Raw genomic sequence first — 26,521 nt, 5'->3', positions numbered from 1 at the left:
GGCGAGCACGGCTGCGGTGAGCCCCCACACCGCGTAGACGGTCCAGGCTCCGCCGGTCGTCCACGAAAGTCGGTCCGGGGCGAGTCAACCTCCACGAGCCGTAACCATGCCTGGTTGATCCGGAGTATTTCATCAGGCGCCCGGGAAGCGACCGCTCCCCGGCTCAGGATGTAGCGGGGTCAAGGCCCGCGATCCGCGCGGACCGCTCCGGCCCGCTTGCGGGCGTCCGCGCCGCAGGGCCCGGACGGAACGGGGGGCGACCGCCGGGTATTCGCCCCGAGGAAGCACGTCGGGTGACGTCCGGAAGCCAGGCGCGTGTGTCAGGTTTCTCCGCCCGCTGCCCATCCTGGAATTCATCGTGGTTGAGATTGTGGAAGCGGCCGCGCGACTCTGTGCCGACACGCATGTGCCGCGGAGTGGGGCGAACCCCGCCCGCCCTGACGATGGAGGCTCCCGTGCTTTCTGCGCTTGCTCGTTTTTCGGTGCGGCACCGATGGTGGGTGATCGCCCTCTGGCTGCTGGCCGTCGTCGGGGCGGCATTGGGCGCCGGATCGGTCGGGGGTTCCTTCAGTAACGACCTCACCTTGAGCAACACCGATTCGCAGGCCGCCTATGACACCCTGCGCACGCGGTACCCGGAGCTTTCCGGCGACGGAATGCAGGTGGTGATCCACAGCGACTCCGGGGTCACCTCGGCGAAGGTGAAGGCGGCTGTCACGGACGCTGCCGCTGAGGTGCGTGGCTCCCAGGATGTGGCGGCGGTCCAGTCGCCGTACGGACCGGGGCCCGCCATGGTCTCCGACGACGGGCGCACCGCGCTCGCGACCGTACAGTTCACCGAGCGGGCCAAGGATGTGCCCGCGGAGTCCGTCGAGGCCGCACAGGAGGCGTTCGGCCCGGTGCGGGAGGCGGGGGCGCAGGTCGAGTACAGCGGTGCCGTCCTCCAGGAGGAGAATGGCCCGTCGGGGAGCGAGGCGATCGGCCTGGCCGCCGCGGTTCTGGTCCTGCTGGTGGCATTCGGATCGGTCTTCGCCATGGTGGTGCCGCTGCTGACGGCCGTGTTCGCACTGGCCCTGGGGATGTCGGTCCTCACCATGGTCGCCGAGGTGGCCACCATCGGTACGTCCGGTCCGGTGGTGGCGGCCATGATCGGCCTGGGGGTGGGGATCGACTACGCGCTCCTGGTGGTCACCCGGCACCGGGAGGGCATGCACGCCGGGCACCCCCCTGAGGAGTCGATCCGGCTTGCGCTGACGACCGCCGGCCGGTCGGTGCTCGTGGCGGGCGCCACGGTGATCGTGGCGATCCTGAGCCTCTACCTCATCGGCATCCAGTTCGTCTCCGCCCTGGGCCTGGCGAGCGCCATCACGGTGGCCGCCACCTTGCTGGCGGCCGTCACCCTGCTGCCGGCCCTGCTGGCCGTCTTCGGCGCCGGTCTGGACCGCTTCCGCGTGCGGCGGCTGCGGTTCGACCACGGCACGGGCCAGGTGAGCGGCTGGCACCGCTGGACCGGCCACGTCCAGCGGCGCCCCTGGCCCTACCTCCTCGCGTCCGCCGCAGTCCTGATCGCCATGGCCATCCCCCTGTTCTCGCTGCGCCTGGGTACGGCCGACGGCGGTTCTGCACCCGAGGGCAGTACGGAACGCCGCGCGTACGAGCTGATCGCACGGGACTTCGGCCCCGGCTGGACCGGCCCCTTGGTGGTGACCGCGCAGTTCGACGGCCAGGAGTCGAAGGCTGCCGTGAACCGGCAGGCCGGCGCGCTGCGCACCGAACTCCGGAGCACCGAAGGGGTGCAGGAGGTACGGCCGCCGCGACTGGACGAGGCCGGGACCACCGCGGTGTACACCGTGGTGCCCAAGAGTTCGCCGGACGACAAGTCCACCGAGCAGTTGGTCCACCGCCTGCGGGAGGACGTCCTCCCGGACGCCGCCGACGGCGCCGAGACACACCTCGGCGGCACCACCGCCACCGCCATCGACCTCGCGGACCGGCTCGGCAGCAAGATGGTCTGGTTCATGTCCTTCGTGGTGGGACTGAGCTTCCTGCTCCTCATGGTCGAGTTCCGCTCACTCGTCGTGCCTCTCAAGGCCGCGGTGATGAACCTGCTCTCCGTGGGAGCCGCGTACGGCGTCGTGGTCGCGGTCTTCCAATGGGGCTGGGGCGCCGGGCTCCTGGGGGCCGAGGCCGGGCCGGTGGAGTCGTTCGCGCCGGTCATGCTGTTCGCTGTCCTGTTCGGCCTGTCGATGGACTACGAGGTGTTCCTGCTCAGCCGCGTGCGGGAGGAGTACCTGAGGTCCGGGGACTCCAGCAAATCCGTCCGCGACGGCGTCGCCGCGACCGCCCGCGTCATCACCGCCGCCGCCTCGGTCATGGTCGTGGTGTTCGGCAGCTTCCAGCTGAACGACCAGCGGACCGTCAATCTCTTCGGTTTCGGCCTCGCCGTCGCCATCGCGATCGACGCCTCCCTGGTCCGGCTCGTCCTGGTGCCCGCCGTCATGGCGCTCCTGGGCAGGAGCGCCTGGTGGATGCCGCGTCGGCTGCAGCGCCTGCTGCCGCATCTGCCGGGCGAAGCGACAGCGACAGCGACAGCCGGCCTTCACACCCCCGTCGCCCGCATGAGCACCACGGCCGGCGAAGATCAGCGGGCGGGGGCCCTGGGTGAGCCGCCCGCACAGCGAGAGGCAGCGGAAGGCGAGCGGATGCCGCAGCCACGCCCGTGACGCCCGCGCCGCGCACCTCGACGCGTGCGCCAAGGGTGGGTGTCATGGCGCCAGTTCGACGCTGATCTCGGGTGGCTGGTGCAGCGTGTTGTGGATCGTGCAGGCGGAGGCGACGGCGAACAGGGCCGCGCGGCGCTTTTCGGGCAGCCCGGGCGGCGGCACGATGGTGACGCGCATGGAGGCCACACGGGCGGGTCGGTCGGTGGCCATGGTGAACTCTGTACGGACGCGCAGTCCGGCCTGGTCCAGGTCGTGGCGTCGCAGGAAACGGCCCGCGTAGAAGGCGACGCAGGTGGCCAGGGAGGCGGCGAACAGCTCGGTGGGGGTGGGCGCGCTGTCCGTGCCTCCGGCCTCGACGGGCTGGTCGACCTGGAAGCGGTGACCGCGGATGTCCGCGGCGTAGACGTCCCCTTCGACATGGGTCACTTCGAAGCGGTGCACGTCCGGGTCGTGCGGTTGGCTCGAGCTGAGATCCTGCGGTGCGGTATTGGTCATGACGGGGCTTGCCCTTTCTTATCGGCGCCGACAGCTGCCGGGTTCCAGTCGACCCCGGAACGTGCGGCGGATCGAGAGGCCGAAAGGGTGTGGCGGGTGCCGTTCGGCCCTCATACCTCGCCGCCGACCGTGCTCAAGCTCCGGGATGTCCTGACCCGGGCGCTGATGTGTGGGCGACCCGCGCGCACGACTACCGCCGCGGCAGGCCGTGGTCATCCGGCCGCGGATGCCGACCGCTCAGGACCGCGAAAGACATAACGGGGAGCGCACGGCCGGGGCCGACGTCGTGTCCGCTGCCGTCGGCGAGGGCGGGCGGGCTCCGAGCACAGCGGGGTGGTGGTGGCGTGGAAGGCGTACGCGGGGGCACGATCACCTCGTCGCCCGGCCCGATCCCGGCGGCGGCCCGCACCGGGTGCGGGGCTGCGGTGCCGGTGCGGGTGCGGTGACCACGTCGGGACGGTGTCACCGCCGCACAGCGCGTACGAGGGCGTCGACAGCTCTGCGGCTTCCGCCCTCGGTGCCGGGCACAGGCCGGGTGACCGCCTCGGCCCGCAGGATATCGGCGTACGGTCGCCAGAGATCGGCGACCTGCTCCGCGGTGTACAACACACGCGGATCCTGCGGGCCTCCGTGACCGCGTTCGGGATTGGCCGCGTCATGGCCGACGAGGAGAAGGGTTCCGCCCTCGCGCAGTCCATCGGCGGCCTGCGTCAGTACCTGTCTCATCTGTGCCCAGGGCAGGTGCAGGTAGGCGATCAGCGCCAGGTCGTACGTCGCTCCCGGGGGCGTCCAGAGCGCCAGATCGGCGCGGACGGTTCGCAGCCGCACGCCTCGCCCGGCGGCCAGTCGCTCAGCCTTCTCCAGCGCCACGGCGGAGAAATCCACGGCGTCGACCTCCCAGCCACGCTCCGCGAGCCAGACCGCGTTGCGCCCCTCGCCGGCGGCGAGGTCCACCGCCCGCCCGGTCGGCTCCAGGCCGGCCAGCTCCTCCTCGACGAAGCGGTTGGGCTCCGCCTTCCAGACCAGTTCGCTGCCCTGATACCGCTGGTCCCAGCTCGCCGCGTCCATCCGTGCCCCTCGTTCCTCCGTGTGAGCGGAATCCTCGCCGGTACCGACGTTACCGTCGAGGTCCGCCCTGTCGTCGCTGCGAGGGGCAGGGGAGGGACAGCTGCTCGGGTCCGGGGCAATGCGGTGTCGCACGGCCGGGAGCGGTCGATAGGACCGCGGACGGAAGGGCGTGAGAGCACTTTCGGTGGGGCTTCCGTGAAAGGTCCCGAACCCCCGGCCTGCGTCAAGCCTTGAAGGGACAGCGGCTTCACCGCCCCGCGGCGAACGCCACCGCGGGGCGGTACTGACAGTCGGGATCGCTGTCCTTGCGTCCTTCCGCATGTGGGCAGGAGTCCCCACGCTCGCACGATCAACCAATCGCACCCTGGCCACCGCCGGGTCCGCGACCGGCGAGCGATCGGCTTCCCCGGCTCCCGCGAGGAGCGTCAACCGGCGATCGAGACCCTCGGACGGTTCCGGGTCGGGCGGGCCGCTGCCACCCCTTGCGACGGTCATGGGGGCACGCGCACGCGCCGAAGTGCACGGGCGGCCTGCCGGACGGGTGATCAGCGCAGGAAGCCGAGAACGGTGAGTCGGCCTGAGGAGACGGACCGGGAGCAATCCCGACACCGCGCCTCAGGCCGACTCACCGAAGCCTGGGTTGCCTTGAGATCACCAGCGGAGTGGCTCCACTTGTCCAGCTCGTCGATGAACGCCTCACGCGCCTCGCCGTCCCAGCTCAGCATGGCTTTGGCGGTCCGCTCGTACAACGTGTCCAGCTTCTCGTTGAGCACGCGGAGGATGCCCTCCAGATCACCCGAAAGCTGCTGCAAGGTAGCGAAATTGACAGTGATGCGGTCTTCGTCCGGCACGGTGGTGATCCCCCTAGAAGCAATCACAAATGATGCTACTCATCACCTGAGCGGAGTTCGTGCGGGCCTCGGGTCGCATGTCGGCCATATGTCTGGCCCTCCGAAGCCCGCCCCTTGTGACAGGGGCGATGGAGGTATGCGCGGTGCGTGACACCGCATGCCTGTGAAGGTGTGTCCCCTTGTTAGGGTTGTCTCCGGCTTGGAATGCAGGTTCGAACGTGGGGGGCCGGCATGGGTGAAGAACCCGAACTCGCTTACACCTCGTCGCAGTTGAAAAAACTGGCAGACGATCTTGATGACATGCAGGAGTGTCTCGGCAAGCAGGTCACACGCAAGTCCGAGTGACCGGTCAGGGTGGCGACGGATGCTCCGGCTGCCACATCCCAGACGATCGCTGTCTGATCGTGAGAGGCCGAGGCGAGGCGGGTGCTGTCCGGTGACCAGGTGACGCCCCAGGTGTCATCGCGGTGTCCGCGTAACTCCTGCGTGATGCGGCCCGTTTCGGCGTCCCACACCCGTACGACACAGTCCTTCGATGTGGCGGCGACGTACCTGCCGTCCGGCGACCAGGCCACCTGCCTGACGGTGTCCGTGGCCCCGGTCAGCAGCCGGACGGGCTCCCCGGACAGGGCGTCCCATACGCGTACGACTCGCTCCCTGCCCGCCGTTGCGATCAGGCTGGAGTCTGGCGACCAGGCGACCGACTCGACCATGGCACCGTCTGACGGCAGGACGAGCAGCGAGCGGCCGGACGCAGCGTCGAAGATACGTGCGCTGCCGTCCCGCGAGGCGGTGGCCAGGTACTGGCCGCCGGGTGACCAGGCCACGTGTCGGACCGTGTCCGTGTGCCCGTCCAGCCGGGCACGGAGATGGCTGGACGCCAATGCCGTCATGAGACCACGACGGGCCGAAGGCGTCGGGGTGCACTCACCGAGGGCGGCCAGGGACAGAAGGATGGCCCGCTCCGGGTGGCTCTCCGCGCTGCCGAGAGCGTACTGGCCGATGTTCTCCGACAGGCGGCGGAGGAAGGTGAGATCACGATGCTGGGAGTGCTCGACGAGTGTGCGGGCCGGCTGTGTCGCCTGGCCGATTTCTTCGAGCGCGGCGAGCCGGCGCTGGGCCAGGGAGAGTCGCTCCCCCGTGAGGAGATAGTCGTCGCTGCGGCCGGACTGCTCCCAGTCCTCGGCCCACCGCCCCAGCTCGGCGCGCTCGCGCAACTGCTCGATGCGTGATTCGACTTTCTGCCGCAGGGGCGCCCACTGGCGGAACAGGGCCTCGTGCGTCACCTGCGCACAGGGCTGCTGACCGGACACCGCATCGCCGTGTGCGTCCGAAACGAGCAGCCGAGCATCGACGAAGGCGTCCACGACGCGCCGTTCGCGAGCGGTGAGGTCCGACAACGTCACGCGTTCGCGAGCAACATCCTGGCCCTGCACCGTGACGAACCGGAGGAGGACCCGGAGGACGAAGTCGATCCCGTTGTCCGGGCCGAGTTCCGCCACGGTCTGGTCCGCTTGCCGTGCGAGAGCACCCGCTACACCCCCGAGGCTGCGGTACAGCTCCGGTGTGACCGTCTCGCCGGGGCCGGAGGCGAAATAGAGCTCCTGGAGAAGGTAGGCGAGCAGCGGCAGAGCATCGTCCGTTCCGGCTTCGTCCAGGATCGTGTCGATCACCCCGGGAGCGAATGTAAGTCCCACCAGGGCGCCGGGACGCTCTACCACTTGTGCGAATTGTTCTCTTCCCAACGTTCCCAGAGTAATGGGGTGCTGGAACAGGTCGGCATGTTCTGTGGTCAGGATCCGGCCCAGGAAGTCCACCCGGAGTGTGGCCGGCACACGAACACTGGGGTCCTGATCCACGCAGGAACGGAGCATGTCGAAGAACTGGGCACGTTCCCGTTCGCTGGTGAGGGTGACCACTTCCTCGAACTGATCGATTACCAGAAGCACGCGCCGGAAACGGCCGCCGCGCAGCCGGGACAGCTCGATTTTCAAGGCATCCGGCCCTTGGCGCAGCCGCCGCAGGACGGCGGTCACCTGTTCCTGTCCGTCACTCGCGGCCGCCAGGGCGGTAGCCAGAGCGCCGAGCGGGTTCGGGCCGGGGGAGAAGACGGGCACGAGCGTCCACCGATGCTCCCGCAGCCGTGGGACCACACCGGCTTTGACCAGTGAGGACTTACCGCTACCTGACGCGCCGACGAGTACGTGGAACCGGTTCGTCGGTTGATCCGACGAAGTGTGCAGCTTCCTTGTCAGGTCGGCAGCCACCGCTTCCCGGCCGAAGAACACGGTGGCCTCATCCTCGGCGAATGCGTCCAGTCCTGGGTACGGCACCCGGTCGCGCGGCCAGTCGACCTGTGGCGGGGACGGGTTCTCCAGCCGGTACACGATGACTTGGCCGACGACCATCGAGGTACTGCATCAGCACCCGGTTCAGCGTGAGGACAGCCCGGACGTCGTGCGGCCCCGCCATCGGCGTCAACGTATCGAGCACCACCCTGCGCGCTCAGGTGGTAGGCACTGATCACCGAGTCGAGCATCAGCCCTTCCTCGGCGCGGTCAGCGGCCGCCTCCCGGATGACGGCGAGCTGCTCACGCCCCGGCAGCTCCCCTGTGCGCAGCACCTCGACGAAACCGTGAATGCCCTGGTACGCCACTCTCATGATCTCGCTGCGCAGTTCCTCCAACGGCAGCGCCCCGTAGGCGGACAACTGGCCCGCGAGTTCGTCCACCACACGCATGGCGAGGTCGCGGGCGTTCGCCGAGAGCTGCCGGTGCACCAGCACTCCGCCGAAAGAGATGTCCTGGAGTTGGGGATCAGTCACGGAAGAACTGTCGCAGACGGTAACCGTGCGGCGACGGGTTTGAGGTCACGGTCACAGCGACAAGCGATCGGAGCCGGGCACGACCCGTCCCGGCACCGTGGAGTGGACGGTCTCGGCCGACTCCACAGTGGCCCGTGGGAGGAGGGTGTGGGCGGGTGGGACGCGCGTCAGCTCCAGGCTTGTCGTTCCTGGCTTCGGGGGTCGTCGGCCTCGGTCCACTCCGCGTCGATGCGCATGGTGGTTCGGCGCTCACGGGTGTACGGGGCCCAGCCGGGGTCGCCGGTCCGGGCGAACCGGACCCATGCACCGTGCGTCCTGGAAGCGAGGTCCGCTGGGGGCTGCTGGGGGCCGAGCAGGCCGTTGGGGCCGTGCAGTTCGGGGAGATGCGCGCGGTCGAAAACGAAGGGGAGTTCCATCGTGTGGGTGGCGCCGAGTTCGCCTCCCACGGCCTGGGAGCGCCACGCGAACTCGTAGCCGAAAGTGCGGGATCGGGCATGTGTAGCATGCGCGTCGGCCAGAACCCGGGTGCCCGCACCGAACGCGGCATCGCCCATGATGGCGGACCGCAGTTCACCGAAGGATGCCTGGGGCCGTGCCGTGCGGTAGGTCTCGACGAGCCGTACCGGGTCCGGGTGCGTCCGGGCAGCCAACGCGTTGACGTCGGCCGCGGTCGAGGCGGCGTAGTTGCCGGTGGGGACGAGGTAGAGGTTTCCTTCCTCGGCGTTGGTTCCGATGAGCAGGTCGACATCGCCACCGTGGCCGGCGGCGACGGACATGGCGGGCTGTGTGTCCAGGACCAGGCTGAAGGGGCTGAGTCCGACCAAGGGGTCGTAGTGGGTCGGAGTTCGCAGGTCGATGCCCGCGAGCCGGCCGGCGGTCTCGACCAGCCGCTCGTCGGAGATGCTCGCGAAGGCGTCGGCGAGGGGCTCGACCCCGAGAGCGTCGGCTGCTGCCCGGGTGACGCGACGGGCCTGCTGGGGGGTGAACGCCCCCAGCCCACTGCCACTTTGGATGATCGCCCGGTTGAAGAGGCCGGTGGCCCGGGGCGTGGCGAGGACGCCGCCGACAATGGTGGCCCCGGCCGACTGGCCGCAGAGTGTGACGTTGCGGGGGTCACCGCCGAAGGCGGCGATGTTCTGTCGCACCCAGCGCAGCGCGGCCACCACGTCGAGCAGACCACGGTTGGCGGGCGCTCCGGGGAGGTCGAGAAAGCCTGGGATGCCGAGCCGGTAGTTGACGGTGACGAGTACGACGCCGTGCCGGGCGAAGCCGGAGCCGTCGTACAGCTCGGACCGTGTTGATCCGGCGACGAATCCGCCGCCGTGGATGAAGACCATGACGGGCAGGTCCTCGTCCGTGGTGGTGGGCCTCCAGATGTTGACGGTGAGGTAGTCCGCTCCCCGGCTCCAGCCGGCACCGAAGTAGGGGGTCATGTCCACCTCGCCGAGCTTGCGCTCGGACTGAGGGGCGTTGGGGCCCGGCACGGTGGCGTCCCGTACGTCGTTCCATGGTTCGTGCGGCTGCGGCGGGGTGAATCGGCCGGCTCCCAGGGGGGGAGCCGCGTAGGGGATGTTGAGGAAGACGGTGGCTGCGTCCTGATGCAGGCCGCGGACCGCTCCCTGAGCGGTAGTGACGAGGGGGCCGGTGTCATGTCTCACGAGGGTTCCTCTCCTTGGGCCCGGCGGGCGGTCGGACTGAACGTGTCCGGGATGAAGCAGGTCCGGAACCCGGGCCTTCGGTGTCGGCCAGGGGTCCGGCCGGGGGTCAGAGCCGGTCGAGCGAGGCCCACCGCTTGATGCCGAACGAGGTGCCGCTGCGTTCCACTTCCAGCGCGCCGTGGCCGGTGAAGTGGGCGGGCAGGACGAGCGCGTTGGTGTCGGCGGCCCGGCCGAGAATTTCGCCCCGGGTCTTGCGGGCGGCGTGGGCGTCCTCGCAGAAGCAGCTGTTGTGTTCGGGATGCATGATCTGGAAGGGGGAGTGCAGCAGGTCGCCCGCGAAGACCGCGCGTTCGGTGCCGGAGGCCAGCATCACGACGCTCGATCCCGGGGTGTGGCCGGGCGCGGCCTGCAGATGGAGAGCGGTGTCGATGCGGTGGCTCGTTTCCCAGAGCGTGACCTGCCCGGCGGCGTACACCGGTGCGACGCTGTCCTCGAAGACGTTCTGGTTGACCCCGCCGGCGATCTTGGGGTTGTTGGCCGGGTTCCAGAACTCGAAGTCTGCCTTGTGCATCAGATAGGAGGCGTTGCGGAAGGTCGGCACCCAGGACTGGCCTTCCAGGCGGGTGTTCCAGCCCACGTGGTCGACGTGCAGGTGCGTGTTGATGACGATGTCGACGTCGTCGGGCTGCACGCCCGCCCGCGCCAGGTTGCCCAGGAAGTCCAGTTCCAGGTGACCCCAGAACGGTGCGTAGGGACGTTCCTTGTGATTGCCGACCCCGGTGTCGATCAGGATGGTCCTGCCTTCGCTGCGCAGCACCCACGTCTGCACGGCGATCCTGCATATGCCGGTCTCATCGTCGAGGAAGTCCGGGACGAGGACGGAACGGTGCTCGTCCCACTTGTGCTTGGGCGATTCGGGGAAGAAGACCTCCGGGGTCATGCCGACCGGTCCGTACAGTTCCTCGACCCGTGTTACCTCGACCTGGCCGAGAGTGATGTCGCTCATGACGCTGCTCCTGTGTCTGTGATTCGTCTCCTGCTCAGGCCCGGTGGGACCTGGCGTGGATCCCGTGTTGCCCGGGAGGGTGAGGTTCACCGGCCTGGGCCTCCCGTTCGGGTCGGGCTGGATGAGCCCGGCACGACCCGAACGCGAGGTCATGGAGGTGGGGGATGGCCGCGCAGGCGGGCGTGCAGTGGAAACGAGTATGTGCGGCACCTCTGAGCCGCGCCTCACCCTGCTGGGGTACGGATCAGCAGGGTCTGGCTGCCCCCGTCATGTTCTTCGCGGTCCTGCAACGGGACCGCTGGCCTCCGGGCCCGGCATGACTGTGTCCCCCTGTCGAACGGATGACCTGGGGGGTGGTGTCAGTGCGCCGTGAGGCGCTGTGAACTCGTGCGGAGGTGAGAGACCGTCGCTATCGTCCCTGTCGCAGCAGGGTGATGAAGCTGGGGGCAGCCTGATCCGGGGGATGCCGGTGAGGGTGAGAGCGGCCCCGACAAAGCCGGAACTGGGCCACTCGCTATACCTATGAGTGGATCACCCGGCTCGGGGTCTATCGACTTACCGGGAACGTACGCAGGGCGACAGCGCATGCCAGCCGGTGAACGATGTCGGAAAGCCGTGTGCGGGAGAACTGCATGCACGGTTTGAAGCGGCGGGGACTGGAAACGGAGCCGTGAGCCACCGCGCCAGTCCCCGGCCCTACTGAGGAGTGGAGGGGAAGGCCCTCGGCCACAGCGATGGCGGCGATCATCGGGCCGGGCCCCCGGCGACGCGGCTTGGGCCCTCGCTGATCACCGCGGCACAGATGCGGCCGTGGACGCGGGCCACATCAGCACCGAAGGGGATGGGGGGCGAACTCGCTCTCGGCGCGCGGACCGTCCCGGAGACCGGCGGGTGCGGCGGCGGGTGCGGCGGTTCGTTGTGCCACTCGTGTGGCTTTTGGCGGGGCAGCGACGTGATTGCCGTCATCCCCACCCGGACGGGACGACCATGCAGACGTACTGCGGCGCCGACCCTCGGGAGGAATTTTGAGAAGAGAGGACGGCACACCGGTGGCCACCGGTGTCACCGCCGAACGCCTCGCCGGGCTCCGTGCGTGGAACGTGGGGCTCACGCTGCTGCACCTGGTCCAGGCCCTGGCGATCCTCTTCCTCGCCGGCAGCTTCTCGATCACCGTCACCTCCTCTCTGCCCGAGGGGCCCCCAGGGACGAAGGCGCCTGCCCCCGAAGCACTGTTCGACGTGCCGATCGGCTGGGCCGTCGCCGTCTTCCTCACCCTCGCGGCACTGGACCACCTGCTGACGGCGACGGTGTGCCGCGGCACCTACGAACGCGACCTCAGACGCGGCATCAACCGATTCAGGTGGCTGGAGTACGCGCTGAGCGCGACCCTGATGGTGCTCCTCATCGGCTTCTACTCGGGCATCACCAGCCTCAACGCCGTCATCGCCGTCATCGGCGCCAACGTCGGGATGATTCTCTTCGGCTGGATCGAGGAGGAGATGAACCCGCCGGGACGGGCGGTGACCACGATGCTCCCGTTCTGGTTCGGGACGCTGGTCGGCGTGACGCCGTGGCTCTCGATCACGTACAACATCGTCGCGACCGGGGCCATCCCCGGCTTCGTGTACGGGATCGTTCTCGTCCAGGCCGCCCTCTTCTTCAGCTTCGGTCTCAACCAGTGGCTCCAGTACCGCGGAGTCGGCCGGTGGTCCGACTACGCATACGGCGAGAAGGCCTACCTGGTTCTCAGCCTCGTGGCGAAGTCACTCCTGGCCTGGCAGATCTTCACCGGCTCGCTGGCCGGCTGAACCTCCTTCGTCCGGGGCCGTTCCCGGCCCCCACCCTCTCTGTCAGCCTTGGGTGAGACGTTCCGCTTCGGCGGGTTGGCCTGAGAGGGCACGACAGGAGAACCACGCCTCATGACCAGCACCAAGCCCGCCGGATCTGTGCCTGCCGCCGGACCTCGGCCCGCATCAGGCTGGGTCCCATGCCAGCCCTACATGCTCAACCCCCGGCATCCGCAAGTGTGTTCGCTCAATGCTTCTCCGACGCCGCTGGACGTCGGCGACGGAGCCCGCGCCGGCTGGCTGGTCCGGCCTCACTTCCGCCAGAACAGGTGGTGCGTCACGCCGCTCGGGCTGGGCACGACGTCCTGGTGGAACCGGTCGAGCAGCTCATCGGGGGACTTCCACAGCCGGGCCCCGGAGCCGAGCTTCGTCGGCGCGACCGCCACATGCAAGGTGTCGACGAGGTCGGCCTCGAGGAACTGCCGGATGATCGTGGCCCCACCGCCAAGCCGGACGTCCTGGCCCTGAGCCGCCTCCTTCGCCTGGGCGAGCACCGCGGCCGGGTCGCCGTCGACGAAGTGGAACGTTGTGTCGGAGAGCGTGAACGACGGGCGGTTGTGGTGCGTCATGACGAACACCGGCGTGTGGAACGGGGGCTCGTCACCCCACCACCCCTGCCACTCGTCGTCCTGCCAGGGCCCGCGCTGCGGTCCGAACTTGTTGCGGCCCATGATCTCGGCGCCGATGTTGCGGGCGTAGTCCCGCGTGAAGTAGTCGTCCAGACCTCGGCTGCCACCAGGTTCGGAGCGGTTGATGGGTGGGTGGTCGGTGGCAAAGGCCCACGCGAGCAAGTTCCCCGGATCGGCATGGCCGAAAGGCTTCTCGAGGCTCTGGCCCTCGCCGGCGCCGAACCCGTCGCTCGAGACGGTGAAGTTCTGGACCCGCAGCAACTGGCTCATGTCGCTCCTCCTGCTTCGCGGTTTCTGATCACTTGACGAACGGTAGACCGGCCGGGCCGGGAATGCTCATCGCCGCATCGTGCAGTTCTCATCGAACTCCTGCGGCCGCGCGGCGGGCGACGACTCCCCGGTGGTCGTCCCCCAGCGCGGCCGCGTACGGCTCACCGGGCGAGCGTCCAGCGGGGGCGGCGGGTCTTTTGGCCCTTGCTTTCGCCGCGGGCGGCCGCGGCCCGGCGGGCCGGCTCCCGGTTGGCCACCAGCACCTCGATCACCTGGCTGTGCGTCAGCTCCGCCCGGGGATCGGGCGGGCAAAGAGCATCGACGATCCCCGCAACATCCAGCCGGCGCAGAAACCCGGCAGCGACGGGCAGAGCGCCCAAACGCTTGGTCACCACGGACTCGATCACGCACTCCATACGGGGGCGTTCCGTCCGTGGCCGGCGGGGACGCGGGTTCGTGGTCCAGCACCGCTACGCCGCGTCAGTTGCGCCCGGCCATTCGGTGCCGACGCGGACGAACGGGTGCCGTGAGAGACGGACGGGCAGGTCGGCCGCGATGGCTCCGTGGCGACGATGGACTCGATCCGTACAAAACCGCAGGTGGGCCAGACCCTCAAAGATCTGCACCCAACTCGGTTCGTGGTAGTGCCCGCCCAACTGCCCCAAGCGGGCGACTCATTGGAGGATGAAGCGGCGGGGACCGGAAACGGAGCGCCAGCCACCGCGCCAGTCCCTGACCCTACTGGGCCAGGGTGGTTGCGATGGCGGCGAAGGCGACCGCGTGACCGCGGGCGTTGGCATGGATGCGGTCGGTGGAGTAGATGCCCGGGTCGGCGGCGAGCGGGTGGTGGTGGGTGTCGACGTGGACGCCGCCGAGTGCGCGTGCCAGGCCGGCGGTGATGCGGTCGAGCTCGTCGAAGCGGCGGGCCATGCCGTCGGCGTGTTCCGGCGGGACGAGGCCCGACCGGGCGAGGTCGAACAGACCGATGGTGATGACAAGGGCGCCGCTCTCGGCGAGGGGTGTCAGGAACGAGGCCAGTTCGGCCCGCAGCTTCTCCGGGTCGAAACCGCGGAAGGCGTCGTTGCCGCCTGCGCTCACCATCACTACGTCCGGCTCGAACTCCAGGGCAGGGCCGAGCTGCTGGTCCCGGATCTCGTCGAGAAGCAGGTAAGGCGTGGCCAGGTTGACCGCGGCGAAGCCGGGGCGTGTGGCGGCGAGGGCGTCGGTGAAGCGGTCGGCGAAGGATCGGTCGCGGTAGCCGGGGAGGGGGTCCATCACGCCGGCGGTGACACTGTCGCCCGCCACGGCCAGCCGGTTCCACGGGAGATCGCGGAGCAGTTCGGCTGCGGCGTCCGGGGTCATGCAGTACGGGTCGGACAACTCGGCGGCGGGGTTGGCGGCCAGATCCTGGACGGGGGTCCGGTGCGGCTGGGAGGTCATCGCTGGTCTCCTTCGAGTATCCGGGCGGCGGCCGGGGACCGGTCGGCCGCGGTTGCGGGGTGCGGCAGGGGTGGGGCCGCGACGCGCAGGGCGAGACCGCCGGCGGCGGCGGCCAGGGTGACGGCGGTGGCGAACCAGTACACGGCGGCGTAAGGTTCCGCGCCCGTGCCCGAGACCTCCGCGATGATCACGGCCGTGGCGGTGATGCCGAGGCCGCCGCCGACCTGGCGTGCCGCCATGACCATGCCCGTCCCGGCGGCGAAGTGCTGGGGCGCGACGGAGAAGGTGGCGGCGCTGGAGATGCCGACGGTGGCCATGCCGACGCCGACTCCCATCACCGTTCCGGCCGGCAACCAGAGCGTCCAGAAGTGTGGCTCGGTGTCGATCAGCAGGGCCAGGGCGGCCGTTGAGGCGGCGACGAGGACCGAGCCCGCCGCCACCGTCGTGCGTGGGGTGAGGGCGATGCGCAGCCGTCCGATGCCGATGGCGACCACGGCGGTCACGAGCGCCGCCGGGCTCATCGCGAGGCCGGCCTCCAGGGCGGAGTAGTTCCAGGCGTCGGTCAGGAAGAGCACGCCGAGCAGCATCGAGGTGAACAGTGCGGTGCCGTACGCGAGGGAGACGCCGCTCGCGACGGCGAAGGACCTGCTGTGGAAGAGGTCGAGTCGCAGCGCCGGTCGCCGATGCCGAAGCGCCCGCATCACGGTCGCCACGCCCGAGAGCACGGTGACGCCGGAGGCGGCCAGCACGTACACCGAGGACCAGCCGTGGCCGGGGCCCTGCGTCAGGCCGTACACCGCCGAGCCGACGCACAGGGCGAGCAGCAGGCCGCCTGCGAGGTCGGGCCCCCGGCCGGTGCGGGACTCGCCGGTCAGCAGCTTCCTTCCGGCGATCAGCACCCAGACGCCCACCGGCAGGTTGAGGCAGAACAGCGCTCGCCAGTCGAGCACCTCGACCATGACGCCGCCGAGGGCTGGTCCCGCGGCGGCGGCCAGCGCGCCCGCAGCGCTCCACATGCCGATCGCGGCGCGCCTGCGTTCGGCGGGGATCTCCGCGAGTACCAGCCCCAGCGAGGCGGGTACCAGCAGAGCCGCCGCCAGGCCCTGGACGGCGCGGGCGCCGAGCAGCACGGGCAGGGTCGGGGCCACGGCGATCAGCAGCGACGACGCCGTGAAGACGGCGACGCCGATCAGGAACAGACGGGCACGGCCGACCGCGTCGGCCAGCGGCCCGGCCGGGGCGAGCATGGCGGCGAAGGGGATCATATAGGCGGTGGCGACCCACGAGACGGTGGTCAGCGAGACGTCGAAGTCGTCCGCGATCGGCGGGACCGCCAAGTTGGTCACGGTGGCGTCGAGAAAGCTCAGGAAGGTGCCCGCGCAGGCGAGTACCAGGGCGACGGAGGCGCGACGAGTGGAGGTGGAAGGCGTCATGGCGAGGATTTAAGAGTACGATCGTTCGTACGTCAATGCCGTACGGTCGTTTGCTAAACTGTCGGGCATGGCAGGACGTGCATCGGCTCAGGCAGCGCTCGAGACCCGGCGATCGGTACTGCGCGCCGCCGGCGAACTCGCTTCAGTGGAGGGCCTGGACAGCGTCACCATCGGTCGGCTCGCGGAGCGGCTGGGGATGAGCAAGGCGGGGGTGATCGGCCAGTTCCGCAGCAAGGAGAAGCTGCAGCTGGAGACAGTGGAACTGGTCCTGGAGGACTTCCGCACCCGGGTCTGGCAACCGGTGCGCCACCTCGATGCGGGGCTGCCGCGGCTGTTGGCCGTCTGCGCGTCCTGGGTGCGCTACGCCGTCGATCCGGGCTACTCCGGGGGCTGCCTGCTCACCCAGGTCACATACGACTACGACGGTCGCACCGGCGCTGTGCACGACCGGATCGCCGAGGGCCGCGCCCGCTGGCGGGACACCCTTCGCCGTGACATCGGCGCCGCCGTCGCCGCCGGGGACCTCCCGCACCGGACGGACGCGCCCCAGGTCGTCTTCGGGCTGGAGTCCCTGGCTTCCGGCATCACCCCGGCGAGACTTCTTCACGGCGACAACCAGACGGAAGACTGGGCGCTGCGCGGTATGCACGCCATCCTGGGCGTCCCCTCGACGGACTGATCCCTGCGCGGGAGGACTCCTGCTCGCGACCATCCGGATCGCGCCGCCGGCAGCGGTGCTCATCATGGTGGGCGTCGCGGTGGGCATCTCGGTCTTCGAATACACCGCCTGCGGCAACGAGCCCTTGGCCGGGCTGACCTGCGGTGCATGAAGGCGTGCTCCTTGCCCCGCGCCCTCCCCTGCGCAAGGACGTGCTCCCGCGTCCGCCGCCGGACGACAGCTTGATCGTCTGCCGCTGTTGGTTGGCCCCGTTGTGGTCGGCCCACTGCCGGTGTCCACCGTCGCCGCCTCGGCGGGCGCCGGATTCACCGCGGCGAGTATGCCGATCGCGAGGGTCGCCGCCACTACGGCGGCGACCCGGGACCATCAACGACGACTTCGTGGAGGGGCGGGAGAAGCCGCACCGCAGGCCGTCATCGATGCGCCCTTTCGTTGGTGGCAGGTCCCGTCAGGTCCGGGTCCAGCGTTGGTTGCTGCCGTTCGAGCAGGAGTAGAGCTGGATCAGGGTTCCGTTGGCGGTGCCGCCCGCGACGGCGTCGAGGCAGAGGCCGGACTGGACGCCGACGATGGATCCGTCAGAGTTGAGGCGCCATTTCTGGTTGTCGCCGCCCCAGCAGCTGTAGATCTGGACTTTGGAGCCGTTGCCGGTGCCGGCGGCGTCCAGGCACTTGTTGCCGTAGACCCTGAGCTCGCCGACGTCGGTGTACGTCCACTGCTGGTTGGTGCCGCCGTGGCAGTCCCACAGGTGGAGCTGGGTGCCGTCGGTGGTGCTGGTGCCGGGCACGTCCAGGCAGCGGCCCGAACCGGCGCCCCTGATCTGTCCGGAATCCGCAGGGGGCGTGGTGGAGCCGCCGTTGAGTGCGTCGAGGACGGCGGTGTAGGCGGGCTTCTTGCTGCCGTCACCGTTGAACAGCAGCGGCGTCTGCTCCGATCGCCAGGAGTCGGTGTCGCGCACGCCCCAGACGGTGATGCCGAGGCAGCGCGGGACGGCCAGGCAGTCGTTGGTCACGTTGGCGTAGGTCGAGGCCGGGGCGCCCTGGATGTCGAGTTCGGTGATGGCCACGTCGACGCCGAGGGCGGCGAAGTTCTGCAGAGTGGTGCGGAAGTTGCCGTTGTAGGGGCTGCCGCTGTTGAAGTGCGACTGGAAGCCGACGCAGTCGATCGGCACGCCGCGCTGCTTGAAGTCCCGGACCATGGCGTACATGGCCTGGGTCTTGGCCCAGGTCCAGTCCTCGACGTTGTAGTCGTTGTAGCAGAGCTTGGCCGCCGGGTCGGCGGCGCGCGCGGTGCGGAAGGCGACCTCGATCCAGTCGTTGCCGGTGCGTTGCAGGTTGGAGTCCCGCCGGGCTCCCGAACTGCCGTCGGCGAAGGCCTCGTTCACGACGTCCCACTGGGCGATCTTGCCCTTGTAGTGGGCCATCACGCCGTTGATGTGGTCATTCATCGCCTGGCGCAGTGTGCTGCCGCTGAGGCTCTGCATCCAGCCGGGCTGCTGGGAGTGCCAGGCCAGGGTGTGGCCGCGCACCTGCTTGCCGTTCTGCACCGCCCAGTTGTAGACGCGGTCAGCGGCGGTGAAGTTGAACTGGCCCCGCTGCGGTTCGGTGGCGTCGATCTTCATCTCGTTCTCGGCCGTCACCGAGTTGAACTCACGGCCTGCGATCGTCGTGTACGTCGAGTCGCCCAGCCTGCCCGAGGCGATGGCGGTGCCGAAGTAGCGGCCGCTCTGCGCCGCTGCGGCGCCGAGCGTGCTCTCGGCGGCGTGTGCGCTCGGCGGCGCGACCAGTGCGGCGACCGCAACGAGGACGCCGGCGACCAGCGCCAACAGCAGGCTGCGGATCTTCCGGCGGACAACGGGTCTGGGAAGGGCATACGAGCCCATGACTGTGCCTCCAAGGTAGAAATCACGGAAGGACTGAAGCGCAGGGGATTGCGTCGTCCGCTCCCATTCGGCGGACGGACGGACGGACAGACGGACGGACGGACGGACGGACGGGGCGGGCCGGAGACCGGGCAGCACGGAATCACCGGACACCGCGGTCATGGGACGGGACGGTCTTCGACACAGGCACGGGGGTACTCCATCGCGGCTCAGCCGGGGGACCGCCACGCGGCGTCGCGTACCTCTCCAGCTGCGTGAAGAGCCAGGATGCGCTGGTGCGAACCTCACCGGAACGAAACGGGGTGGCGCAGGTGCTTCGGTGTGCGGATCTGCAGTGCGGTGGTGCGTGGATCTGCCGTGCGGCACGGACTGCCCAAGGCCGGTGCGCTTCGAAGTGTCGAGCTGTGGCCGGTTTCCCAGAAAGGAATACTTGAGGCATTGACGATGCATCGTCAATACTCCCCGCAGGAAAAGTTTCTGTCCCCCGTTCGAAACTTTCGGGATTCCGGTGAGTCGGACGGCGAACCCCCGGCGCCGCCGCCGTCGGATGCCGCAGGGCCGGGGTCGGGGTCGGGGTCGGGGACGAGCGTGCGGGCGCCTCTTGCCCAACTTCCCTTCTCCGTGCGGGCCGTTGGGCTGGCGAGCCGTATCGCGCACCTCCGGAGTGTCTCCGGTCGGCGCGACAGCGACGGTCCCGAAGGTCTGCTCGCCGAGACACCGCGTCGGCGCCGACGTGAACCCTTTGGTGTCCGGGCCGCGCTGGACCACCTCCATTCGGCGCCAAGTGTGGTGCGACCCGGCCGCCGGCTGGTGTGACGTGCGACGTTTCGCGCTTGGGTTCTCGTAAATGTTTCGGCGTCGACAGCGACACATGTGAGAGGTATTGACGCCGTTCGCCGGCTCCCTATCATTAGGGGCGATCGATACCTCGACCCTTGTTCGATATTACGAACGTGTCGAGTCGCTCCATCGCGCAGCAGGGCGACTCCGGGTCGCACCGCCCGAACGCGGTGCCGCCAGGAGTCGTGCCGTGCGCGTATGTCATGACCTCGCCAATGCCGCGGTACGCCGTGGTGCTCACAGATCGCTGCACACCGCACCACACCGACAGTCCGGGCAACCTCTGACGAGGCCACCCGGAACCGTCCACTCAAGGTTGAGGAAGTCCCCATGCACGGAGGAAGTTTCAGCCGCAGGCATCCGTCCGCGGTGCTCGCCGCCGTGGTCGCGGCCCTGGCCGCGGTGGCGGCGATGCTCGTCGCCACCCCGGCTCAGGCGGCTGCCAGTGGCGCCTTGCGCGGTGTCGGTTCGGGCCGGTGTCTCGATGTGCCGGGCGCCGTCCAGACCGACGGCACCTACCTGCAGATCTACGACTGCTGGAGCGGGACCAACCAGCAGTGGACGTTGACGGACGCCAACCAGTTGACGGTGTACGGCGACAAGTGCCTGGATGTTCCGGGCCACGCCACCACGGCCGGCACCCGGGTGCAGATCTGGAGTTGTTCCGGCGGCGCGAACCAGCAGTGGCGGGTGAACTCCGACGGCACGGTCGTCGGCGTGGAGTCCGGGCTGTGCCTGGAGGTCGCGGGCGCCGGTACGGCCAACGGCACGGCGGTGCAGCTGTGGACGTGCAACGGCGGCAGCAACCAGAAGTGGAGCGGTCTGACCGGGACGCCGCCGACGGACGGCACGTGTTCTCTTCCGTCGGCGTACCGCTGGTCGTCGACGGGTGTGCTGGCGCAGCCGGCGAACGGGTGGGCCGCGGTGAAGGACTTCACCACCGTGACGCACAACGGCAGGCACCTGGTCTACGCGTCGAACGTGTCGGGATCGTCGTACGGCTCGATGATGTTCGGTCCCTTCACGAACTGGTCGGACATGGCGTCGGCCGGCCAGACCGGGATGAGCCAGGCCGCGGTGGCGCCCACGCTGTTCTACTTCGCGCCCAAGAACATCTGGGTGCTGGCGTACCAGTGGGGTGCGTGGCCCTTCATCTACCGCACGTCGAGCGACCCCACCGACCCCAACGGCTGGTCCTCCCCGCAGCCGCTGTTCACCGGGAGCATCTCCGGCTCCGACACCGGCCCGATCGACCAGACCCTGATCGCCGACAGCCAGAACATGTACCTGTTTTTCGCCGGTGACAACGGCAGGATCTACCGGGCGAGCATGCCGATCGGGAACTTCCCGGGCAGCTTCGGCTCGTCGTACACGACGATCATGAGCGACACGAAGGCCAACCTCTTCGAGGGCGTACAGGTCTACAAGGTTCAGGGCCAGAACCAGTACCTCATGATCGTCGAGGCGATGGGCGCGAACGGGCGCTACTTCCGATCCTTCACGGCCTCCAGCCTGAACGGGTCGTGGACCCCGCAGGCCGCCGGTGAGAGCAACCCCTTCGCGGGCAAGGCCAACAGCGGCGCCACCTGGACCAACGACATCAGTCACGGTGACCTGGTCCGCGACAACCCCGACCAGACCATGACCATCGACCCCTGCAACCTGCAGTTCCTCTACCAGGGCAAGGACCCCAACGCGGGCGGCGAATACAACCGACTGCCGTGGCGGCCGGGCGTCCTCACCCTGCGACGCTGACCTTCCCGATCCACGGTGACCGTGATGTGGTGCGGTCCGCAGGCGTGTGTGCAAGCGGTTCACGTCGGGGTCGGTTCCACCCGCTGACCGACACCACCGCCTCGAGGAACCCCAGCCGTGCGGCGGCCGGGGTTCCTCTCACCTCCCGGTGCGGGCTCGCGGGAGCGCCACTCGCAGCGGTTCGTGTCCGGGCAGCCGTCGTCCCTACGGTGTACGGACCCTCGTCCGGGTAGGCGGCGGCGACGGCAGCTTTGATGTCGTCCCGTGGCTGGTCAGCTCTTGGCAAGGGCGTATTCGCGTCACGCGGCCGCCCGGCAGGGGCACGGGTCTCACGTAAGCGCGGAAGGGGCCTTCGAGGCGGTCGTAGACTGATCGACAGCCGCGTGGCCGGGGCGAGGGCCGCGACGACCGTGTGGGGGAGTGCGTCGGTGGAATCCTTGGACCAAGATGTCGACCCGCGTGTGGTGGGGCCCTTCGAGCTGGTCGCCCGGCTGGGTGCGGGAGGAATGGGCGTCGCCTATCTGGCCCGGGCGCTTCCCCTCGAAGGCCTCAGTGATGAACTGGCCGCCGCGTACCGGCTGACGGAGCCGGACGGTGACGGGGATCCGGCGGAGAGCCGGCTCGTGGTCGTCAAGATGATCCTGCCCGGTCTGCTGGATGGTCAGCCCACGGCGCTGGAACGGTTCGACCGGGAGATCGACGCGGTGCGCACCGTCGTCAGCGACCGGGTTCCCGCACTGATCGCCGCGGCTCCGCCGAGCTCTCCGCGTCCGTGGTTCGCCATGGACTACATCGCCGGATCCGACCTGTGCAGGGTGGTCGAGAAGGCCGGCCCGCTCGCCCCGGGGCCCTGCGCGGCCTTCGGGCTCGCTCTGGTGGACGCGCTGCGCGCGATCCACGGAGCCGGGCTTCTCCACCGGGACCTCAAGCCGCAGAACGTGGTCCTGGGCCCGGACGGTCCGGTCGTCCTCGACTTCGGGCTCGCGGTCCTGGCGGAGCGCCGTACCAGCCAGGCCGTCACCAAGCCGGGCGAGGCGTGGGGGTCCTGGCCGTACGCCTCGTACGAGCAGCTCCACGACTTCCCGAAGGTCAAGGAGCCGGCGGACGTGTACGCGCTCGGCGCGGTGCTGTTCTTCGCGCTGACGGGCCGTCCGCCCTACCCGGTGCAGCCGCTCCTGACGCCGCCCAACTGGAGCGGTGTCCACACCGACTTCCTTCCCCTGCTCGGGCAGATCCTCGTTTCCGCGGCCGGGCAGCGCCCTGACCTCGACGGCGTGGACATGGGACTGCGGGCGGTCCTCACCCAGGCCGACCTGACGCCCGAGGTCGCTGCGGAACAGCTCAGGGCCCTCGTCCACGCCTCAGGGCTCACCCCGGAGCTTCCTCCCGAGGCGCTCACCGGTCACGTGGACCCACTGATCCGGGCGATCGCCCAGAAGGCGGTCGACGACGGTGCCGCACCGGACGAGCCCTGGGCGGGGGGTGCCTCCCCCGTCGCTCCGGACCTCGACCCCGGTTTCTACGGTGTCGCCGACACGGACGAGAGCGAGTGGGCGGCCGGGGCCGGTGCCCCGGAAGAGGAAGCCGAGCCCCAGGGCTACACACCCACGGTCCTGGACCCCGCGCGGCTGCCCCAGGAGCCGGCCCCCCATGAACCGGCCGTCGAGGCCGGTCCGGCCCACGAGGCGCCCGTCCCGGTGTCACCGCTGCCCACGAGCTACGTCCTCGCGCCTCCGCGGCCCGCCCGGCAGAACCGGCCGCCGGTCCTGCCGCGGGCTGCCCTGCAGGTCGCCGCGGAGCTGCGGAAGGCGTACGCGCACCGGGGCGACCTGTAGGAGGCGCCGGTACGCAGGGGACCGCCGACCGGTTCCGTGCGGGTGCACCGGCTCAGCCGGCCCGCCCTCCGGCCCGCGCGGACCGCCTACCCTTCAAAGACCCCCATGAACCGAGAGGCAGGACCACCCCCGATGTCCGACGCAGTGCCCGGCACCACCGAGGCCCGCACCGACACCCAGGCCACGCCGGCACCCGGGGGCCCTCCGCCGGCCGGCACGGTCATCGAGGTCCGCGACGAGGAGTGGATGGTCCGCAGCAGCAGGCAGGTGCGGCCCGGGGAGCACCTGATCGAGGCCGTCGGCGCCTCCGACCTCGTGCGCGGGCAGGAGGCCCGGTTCCTCGCGCCGACGATGGACCGGCCCCGCGTGCTGCGTCCGCAGGACACGAAGCTGATCGCCGACGGTTCGCCGCACTTCCGGCGCAGCCGTCTCTTCCTGGAAGCCGTGCTCCGCAAGACCCCGCTGCCCCAGACGGAGCGCCGTCTCGCCCTGGCCGACGGCTTTCTCCTGGACCGCATGGACTACCAGCTCCGGCCCGCCGCGAAGGCACTCGCCAACCCGCTGCGGCCGCGGCTCCTGATCGGTGACGTGGTGGGGCTGGGAAAGACCCTGGAGATCGGGGCGCTGCTCGGAGAGCTGATCCGCCGGGGACGGGGCGAGCGCATCCTCGTCGTCACGCCCGCACCCGTCCTGGAACAGTTCCAGCACGAGATGTGGACGCGGTTCTCCCTGCCGCTGGTCCGTCTGGACAGTGCGGGCATCGCCCGCATCGAGCGGAAGATCCCGGCAGGACGCAACCCGTTCACCTACTACAAGCGCGTGATCATCTCCATGGACACGCTGAAGAACCCCCGCCGCTACCGACCGTGGCTGGAGCACATCCACTGGGACGCCGTCGTCATCGACGAGTCCCACAACCTCATCAACCAGGGCAGCGACCGACGGGCCCTCGCCGACCTTCTCGCCGAGCGCACCGACGCCCTCATCCTGGCCAGTGCCACCCCGCACAACGGCGACATGCCGGCCTTCACCGGGCTGATCCGGCTGCTCGACCCCATGGCCGTCAAGGACCCCCGTGACCCGAAGGCCGCCGAGCTGGAGCACCTGATGGTGCGCCGCACCAAGGTCAGCGCCGAGGTGGCCGACCAGCTGAAGGGCTGGGCGCCGCGTGGTGACTCCCGCCCGGTCCGGCGTCAGGCCAACGGCAGGGAAGAGGCGGTCTTCCAGGAGCTTGCCGACCACTGGCTGAAGCGACCCGCCGACCGCACGGCGACGAGGGCCGGCGCCGAGGATCACCTCTTCCCCTTCGTCCTGCTGAAGTCGTTCCTCTCCTCCCACCGGGCCCTGTTCGCCACGGCCCGCGACCGGCTGGCCAAGACCGGGCACGCCCTCACCGGCACGCACAGGATCACCGACGAGCGCCCGAGCGGGATCGAACCCGTCACCCCGGAGGCGGCCTCGCTCCTGCGTCTCATGGAGCTGGCCCGTGCCATCGAGCAGGCGACGGCCGGAGGCGGTGCGCCGGATGAGGCCTCCAAACTGGCGGGGCTCGTCGACGAACTGAGAGAGATCGGCGTCGGGGCGGGCAGCCCCACCCGCGCGGTCGTCTTCTCCGAACGCCGCGAGACGCTCGACTGGCTGGGCCAGGTGCTTCCGCCTCTGCTCGGCTGGAAGGACGGGGACGACGCCAAGGCGGCGGTCAAGGTGCTGCACAGCACCGGCGTATCGGACCGCGTGCAGATGGAGTACGTCGACGAGTTCGCCCGAGCAGGCGGCGACGTCCGCCTCCTGCTCTCCGGCGACGGAGCCTCCGAAGGCGTCAACCTGCACCGTCAGTGCCACCACCTGATCCACTGGGATCTGCCCTGGAGCCTGATCCGCGTCGAGCAGCGCAACGGCCGCATCGACCGCTACGGCCAGACCCAGCGCCCCGAGTTCCGCGCGATGATCCTCGAATCGGCGGTCGAGGGCGCACTGGATGACACCCATGTCGCCGAGCGGGTCCTCGCCAGGGAACAGAAGGTGCACGCCATCCTCGGCGCCGTGGAGGCCGCGACCAAGGAGAACGACGGCACGCTGGAGGAGCGGCGTGTCATGGAGGCGTTGTTCAGGGGTACGTCCGCGCAGGAAGCGGTGGCCGGTCTGGAGGCCTTTCCCCTGACCGGGGAATCCGGGACGGCGCCGCAGGATCTGCCGCTCGCCCAGCGGCTCAACGCCGAGTTCGGCACGGGTGGCGACTCGTACGACGACGCGGAGTTCGGCTTCTCCTTCGAAACGGACTTCGAGGACGAGACCGGTTTCGACTTCGAGGACACCCCCGACGACGTCTCCGACGACGACGCCCCCTCCGAACCGTCCGGCGGGGCGACGACGCCCCCCGGACCCGCCTCCGGCGCCCCCGCGCCCCTCCGGTTCATCGAGGAACTGCGTCTCTTCGCCGACCGCCGCGACTACGTCCTGACCGGACTCGAAGAACTCGCCGATCTCGAGTCCTTCCGCCTGGACACCACCGTCGACGGCACCGACCTCAGCTTCGACACCCCGGAGGACCTCGCCGACCGGCTCGACGTCCTGCCGCCCGGCTATCTGCGCGACCACGGCATCACCAAGCGCATGAAGCTCACCTTCAGCGGGAAGGACGCGGCGGACTCACTGAAGCGGGCCCGGGAGGACGCCGACTCGCCCTCCCTCTGGCCGGACGCCCACTACGTCGGGGAGCTGCACCCCGTCCTGGAGTGGATCACCGACAAGGTCCTCGTCCAGCTCGGCCGTCAGCAGGCGCTCGTACTCCAGGTCGACCGCGCCCGTGTCCCGGAACCGGTGTTCCTGACCCAGGGCGTCTGGTCCAACCAGGAGGGCCGCCCGACCGTCGTGGCGTTCCTCGCCGTCGACCGGCTCGGCGGTGACGGAGCGGGACCGCGCGTCCGCAAGCTGACCCGTGAACTCCTCGCCGAGCTCGGACTGAGCCCGGACATGCCCGACCACTTCGCCCAGGGCGACCCGGCCGCGCTCCAGTGCCACGTGGCGGAGGCCGTGGCCGCCACCCGCCACAGGATGACCGAGCTGCGGGGCAAGGCGGAGGAGCGCGTCGACCAGCCGCTGCGGGAGTACGAGGAGCGCGTCGGCCTCTGGCACGAGCAGCCCCTCCCGGGGTTCAGCGGCGGCCGCGGCGCCCGCGAACGGGCCGCGGAGAACCTGAAGAGAGCCGCGACCCGCCTTCGTACCGCCGGTGACGACCCGATGGTGCGGGTCCTCGCCGTCCTGGAGCCGAGCACATGACCCTGCCCAC

Annotated in this window: 18 protein-coding genes; 6 read left to right on the top strand and 12 right to left on the bottom strand. The window is 69.8% G+C overall.

Translation table 11 applies throughout. From position 1 onward, the window contains the following. Positions 1 to 455 precede the first annotated feature (455 nt). Positions 456 to 2,723 (top strand): MMPL family transporter, encoded by a 2,268-nt coding sequence (locus F0344_RS06735; protein WP_185297905.1) that lies wholly within the window; start codon positions 456 to 458, stop codon positions 2,721 to 2,723. A gap of 42 nt (positions 2,724 to 2,765) precedes the next feature. Here the strand turns inward: F0344_RS06735 and F0344_RS06730 are convergent, their stop codons facing one another. The 7 genes from F0344_RS06730 to F0344_RS06695 form a co-directional block, all read right to left on the bottom strand. Further along, entirely contained in the window at positions 2,766 to 3,218 is a 453-nt protein-coding gene (locus F0344_RS06730) for an OsmC family protein (protein WP_185297904.1), read from the bottom strand. A gap of 462 nt (positions 3,219 to 3,680) precedes the next feature. Further along, positions 3,681 to 4,286 (bottom strand): class I SAM-dependent methyltransferase, encoded by a 606-nt coding sequence (locus F0344_RS06725; protein WP_185297903.1) that lies wholly within the window; start codon positions 4,284 to 4,286, stop codon positions 3,681 to 3,683. A gap of 545 nt (positions 4,287 to 4,831) precedes the next feature. After that, the gene (locus F0344_RS06720; protein WP_185297902.1) at positions 4,832 to 5,137 is read right to left on the bottom strand and encodes a WXG100 family type VII secretion target; all 306 of its coding nucleotides are present in this window, start codon (positions 5,135 to 5,137) and stop codon (positions 4,832 to 4,834) included. A gap of 254 nt (positions 5,138 to 5,391) precedes the next feature. Continuing rightward, positions 5,392 to 7,425, bottom strand: a complete 2,034-nt coding sequence (locus tag F0344_RS06715) for a WD40 repeat domain-containing protein (protein ID WP_374940068.1) — start codon at positions 7,423 to 7,425, stop codon at positions 5,392 to 5,394. Continuing rightward, positions 7,389 to 7,961 (bottom strand): hypothetical protein, encoded by a 573-nt coding sequence (locus tag F0344_RS06705; RefSeq protein WP_185297901.1) that lies wholly within the window; start codon positions 7,959 to 7,961, stop codon positions 7,389 to 7,391. The genes F0344_RS06715 and F0344_RS06705 overlap by 37 nt, the downstream gene beginning before the upstream one ends. A gap of 167 nt (positions 7,962 to 8,128) precedes the next feature. Beyond that, on the bottom strand, positions 8,129 to 9,619 hold the full coding sequence (locus F0344_RS06700; protein ID WP_185297900.1) for a carboxylesterase/lipase family protein: 1,491 nt from the start codon (positions 9,617 to 9,619) through the stop codon (positions 8,129 to 8,131). 106 nt (positions 9,620 to 9,725) lie between these two features. Beyond that, on the bottom strand, positions 9,726 to 10,625 hold the full coding sequence (locus F0344_RS06695) for an MBL fold metallo-hydrolase (RefSeq protein WP_185297899.1): 900 nt from the start codon (positions 10,623 to 10,625) through the stop codon (positions 9,726 to 9,728). A 1,049-nt stretch (positions 10,626 to 11,674) separates the two neighbouring features. On the opposite strand from F0344_RS06695, the gene heR reads away from it, so the two are divergent. Then, positions 11,675 to 12,433: a heliorhodopsin HeR gene (gene heR, locus F0344_RS06690; RefSeq protein WP_185297898.1), complete on the top strand. Its 759-nt coding sequence runs from the start codon at positions 11,675 to 11,677 to the stop codon at positions 12,431 to 12,433. 290 nt (positions 12,434 to 12,723) lie between these two features. Here heR and F0344_RS06685 read toward each other — a convergent pair whose 3' ends face one another. The 4 genes from F0344_RS06685 to F0344_RS06670 all read right to left on the bottom strand — a co-directional run bounded on the left by F0344_RS06685 (position 12,724) and on the right by F0344_RS06670 (position 16,244). Further along, positions 12,724 to 13,371, bottom strand: coding sequence for a dihydrofolate reductase family protein (locus tag F0344_RS06685; protein ID WP_185297897.1), 648 nt, complete (start codon positions 13,369 to 13,371; stop codon positions 12,724 to 12,726). Positions 13,372 to 13,532: 161 nt separating this feature from the next. Further along, complete coding sequence (locus tag F0344_RS35510; protein ID WP_258049714.1) at positions 13,533 to 13,778, bottom strand: DUF4277 domain-containing protein; 246 nt, start codon at positions 13,776 to 13,778, stop codon at positions 13,533 to 13,535. A 331-nt stretch (positions 13,779 to 14,109) separates the two neighbouring features. Beyond that, entirely contained in the window at positions 14,110 to 14,811 is a 702-nt protein-coding gene (locus tag F0344_RS06675) for an SGNH/GDSL hydrolase family protein (protein ID WP_185297896.1), read from the bottom strand. Continuing rightward, the gene (locus F0344_RS06670) at positions 14,808 to 16,244 is read right to left on the bottom strand and encodes a DHA2 family efflux MFS transporter permease subunit (protein WP_185297895.1); all 1,437 of its coding nucleotides are present in this window, start codon (positions 16,242 to 16,244) and stop codon (positions 14,808 to 14,810) included. Before F0344_RS06670 ends, F0344_RS06675 begins: the two co-directional genes overlap by 4 nt. Before the next feature lie 67 nt (positions 16,245 to 16,311). Between F0344_RS06670 and F0344_RS06665 the strand changes: the two genes are divergently transcribed. Next, positions 16,312 to 16,923, top strand: coding sequence for a TetR/AcrR family transcriptional regulator (locus F0344_RS06665; RefSeq protein WP_185297894.1), 612 nt, complete (start codon positions 16,312 to 16,314; stop codon positions 16,921 to 16,923). Positions 16,924 to 17,371: 448 nt separating this feature from the next. Here F0344_RS06665 and F0344_RS06660 read toward each other — a convergent pair whose 3' ends face one another. Next, positions 17,372 to 18,802: an endo-1,4-beta-xylanase gene (locus tag F0344_RS06660; RefSeq protein ID WP_185297893.1), complete on the bottom strand. Its 1,431-nt coding sequence runs from the start codon at positions 18,800 to 18,802 to the stop codon at positions 17,372 to 17,374. A gap of 1,170 nt (positions 18,803 to 19,972) precedes the next feature. On the opposite strand from F0344_RS06660, the gene F0344_RS06655 reads away from it, so the two are divergent. The 3 genes from F0344_RS06655 to F0344_RS06645 all read left to right on the top strand — a co-directional run bounded on the left by F0344_RS06655 (position 19,973) and on the right by F0344_RS06645 (position 26,511). Then, a complete protein-coding gene (locus F0344_RS06655) occupies positions 19,973 to 21,397 on the top strand; it encodes a non-reducing end alpha-L-arabinofuranosidase family hydrolase (RefSeq protein ID WP_185297892.1) in 1,425 nt (474 codons plus the stop codon). A gap of 428 nt (positions 21,398 to 21,825) precedes the next feature. Continuing rightward, positions 21,826 to 23,232, top strand: coding sequence for a serine/threonine protein kinase (locus tag F0344_RS06650; protein ID WP_185297891.1), 1,407 nt, complete (start codon positions 21,826 to 21,828; stop codon positions 23,230 to 23,232). Positions 23,233 to 23,364: 132 nt separating this feature from the next. Then, positions 23,365 to 26,511, top strand: a complete 3,147-nt coding sequence (locus F0344_RS06645) for a DEAD/DEAH box helicase (RefSeq protein WP_185297890.1) — start codon at positions 23,365 to 23,367, stop codon at positions 26,509 to 26,511. The last annotated feature ends 10 nt before the right edge of the window (positions 26,512 to 26,521 follow it).

This window comes from Streptomyces finlayi, from assembly GCF_014216315.1.
In the GTDB taxonomy this organism is placed as follows: Bacteria; Actinomycetota; Actinomycetes; order Streptomycetales; family Streptomycetaceae; genus Streptomyces; species Streptomyces finlayi_A.
Note: the sequence above shows the minus strand (reverse complement) of the source record. Positions and strands in the feature narration are given on the sequence as shown.

Coding starts and splice junctions, on each gene's coding strand:
- F0344_RS06670 (WP_185297895.1), bottom strand. CDS start 16,244: ATGACGCCTTCCACCTCCACTCGTCGCGCCTCCGTCGCCCTGGTACTC.
- F0344_RS06665 (WP_185297894.1), top strand. CDS start 16,312: ATGGCAGGACGTGCATCGGCTCAGGCAGCGCTCGAGACCCGGCGATCG.
- F0344_RS06695 (WP_185297899.1), bottom strand. CDS start 10,625: ATGAGCGACATCACTCTCGGCCAGGTCGAGGTAACACGGGTCGAGGAA.
- F0344_RS06730 (WP_185297904.1), bottom strand. CDS start 3,218: ATGACCAATACCGCACCGCAGGATCTCAGCTCGAGCCAACCGCACGAC.
- F0344_RS06675 (WP_185297896.1), bottom strand. CDS start 14,811: ATGACCTCCCAGCCGCACCGGACCCCCGTCCAGGATCTGGCCGCCAAC.
- F0344_RS06655 (WP_185297892.1), top strand. CDS start 19,973: ATGCACGGAGGAAGTTTCAGCCGCAGGCATCCGTCCGCGGTGCTCGCC.
- F0344_RS06685 (WP_185297897.1), bottom strand. CDS start 13,371: ATGAGCCAGTTGCTGCGGGTCCAGAACTTCACCGTCTCGAGCGACGGG.
- F0344_RS06725 (WP_185297903.1), bottom strand. CDS start 4,286: ATGGACGCGGCGAGCTGGGACCAGCGGTATCAGGGCAGCGAACTGGTC.
- F0344_RS06645 (WP_185297890.1), top strand. CDS start 23,365: ATGTCCGACGCAGTGCCCGGCACCACCGAGGCCCGCACCGACACCCAG.
- F0344_RS06660 (WP_185297893.1), bottom strand. CDS start 18,802: ATGGGCTCGTATGCCCTTCCCAGACCCGTTGTCCGCCGGAAGATCCGC.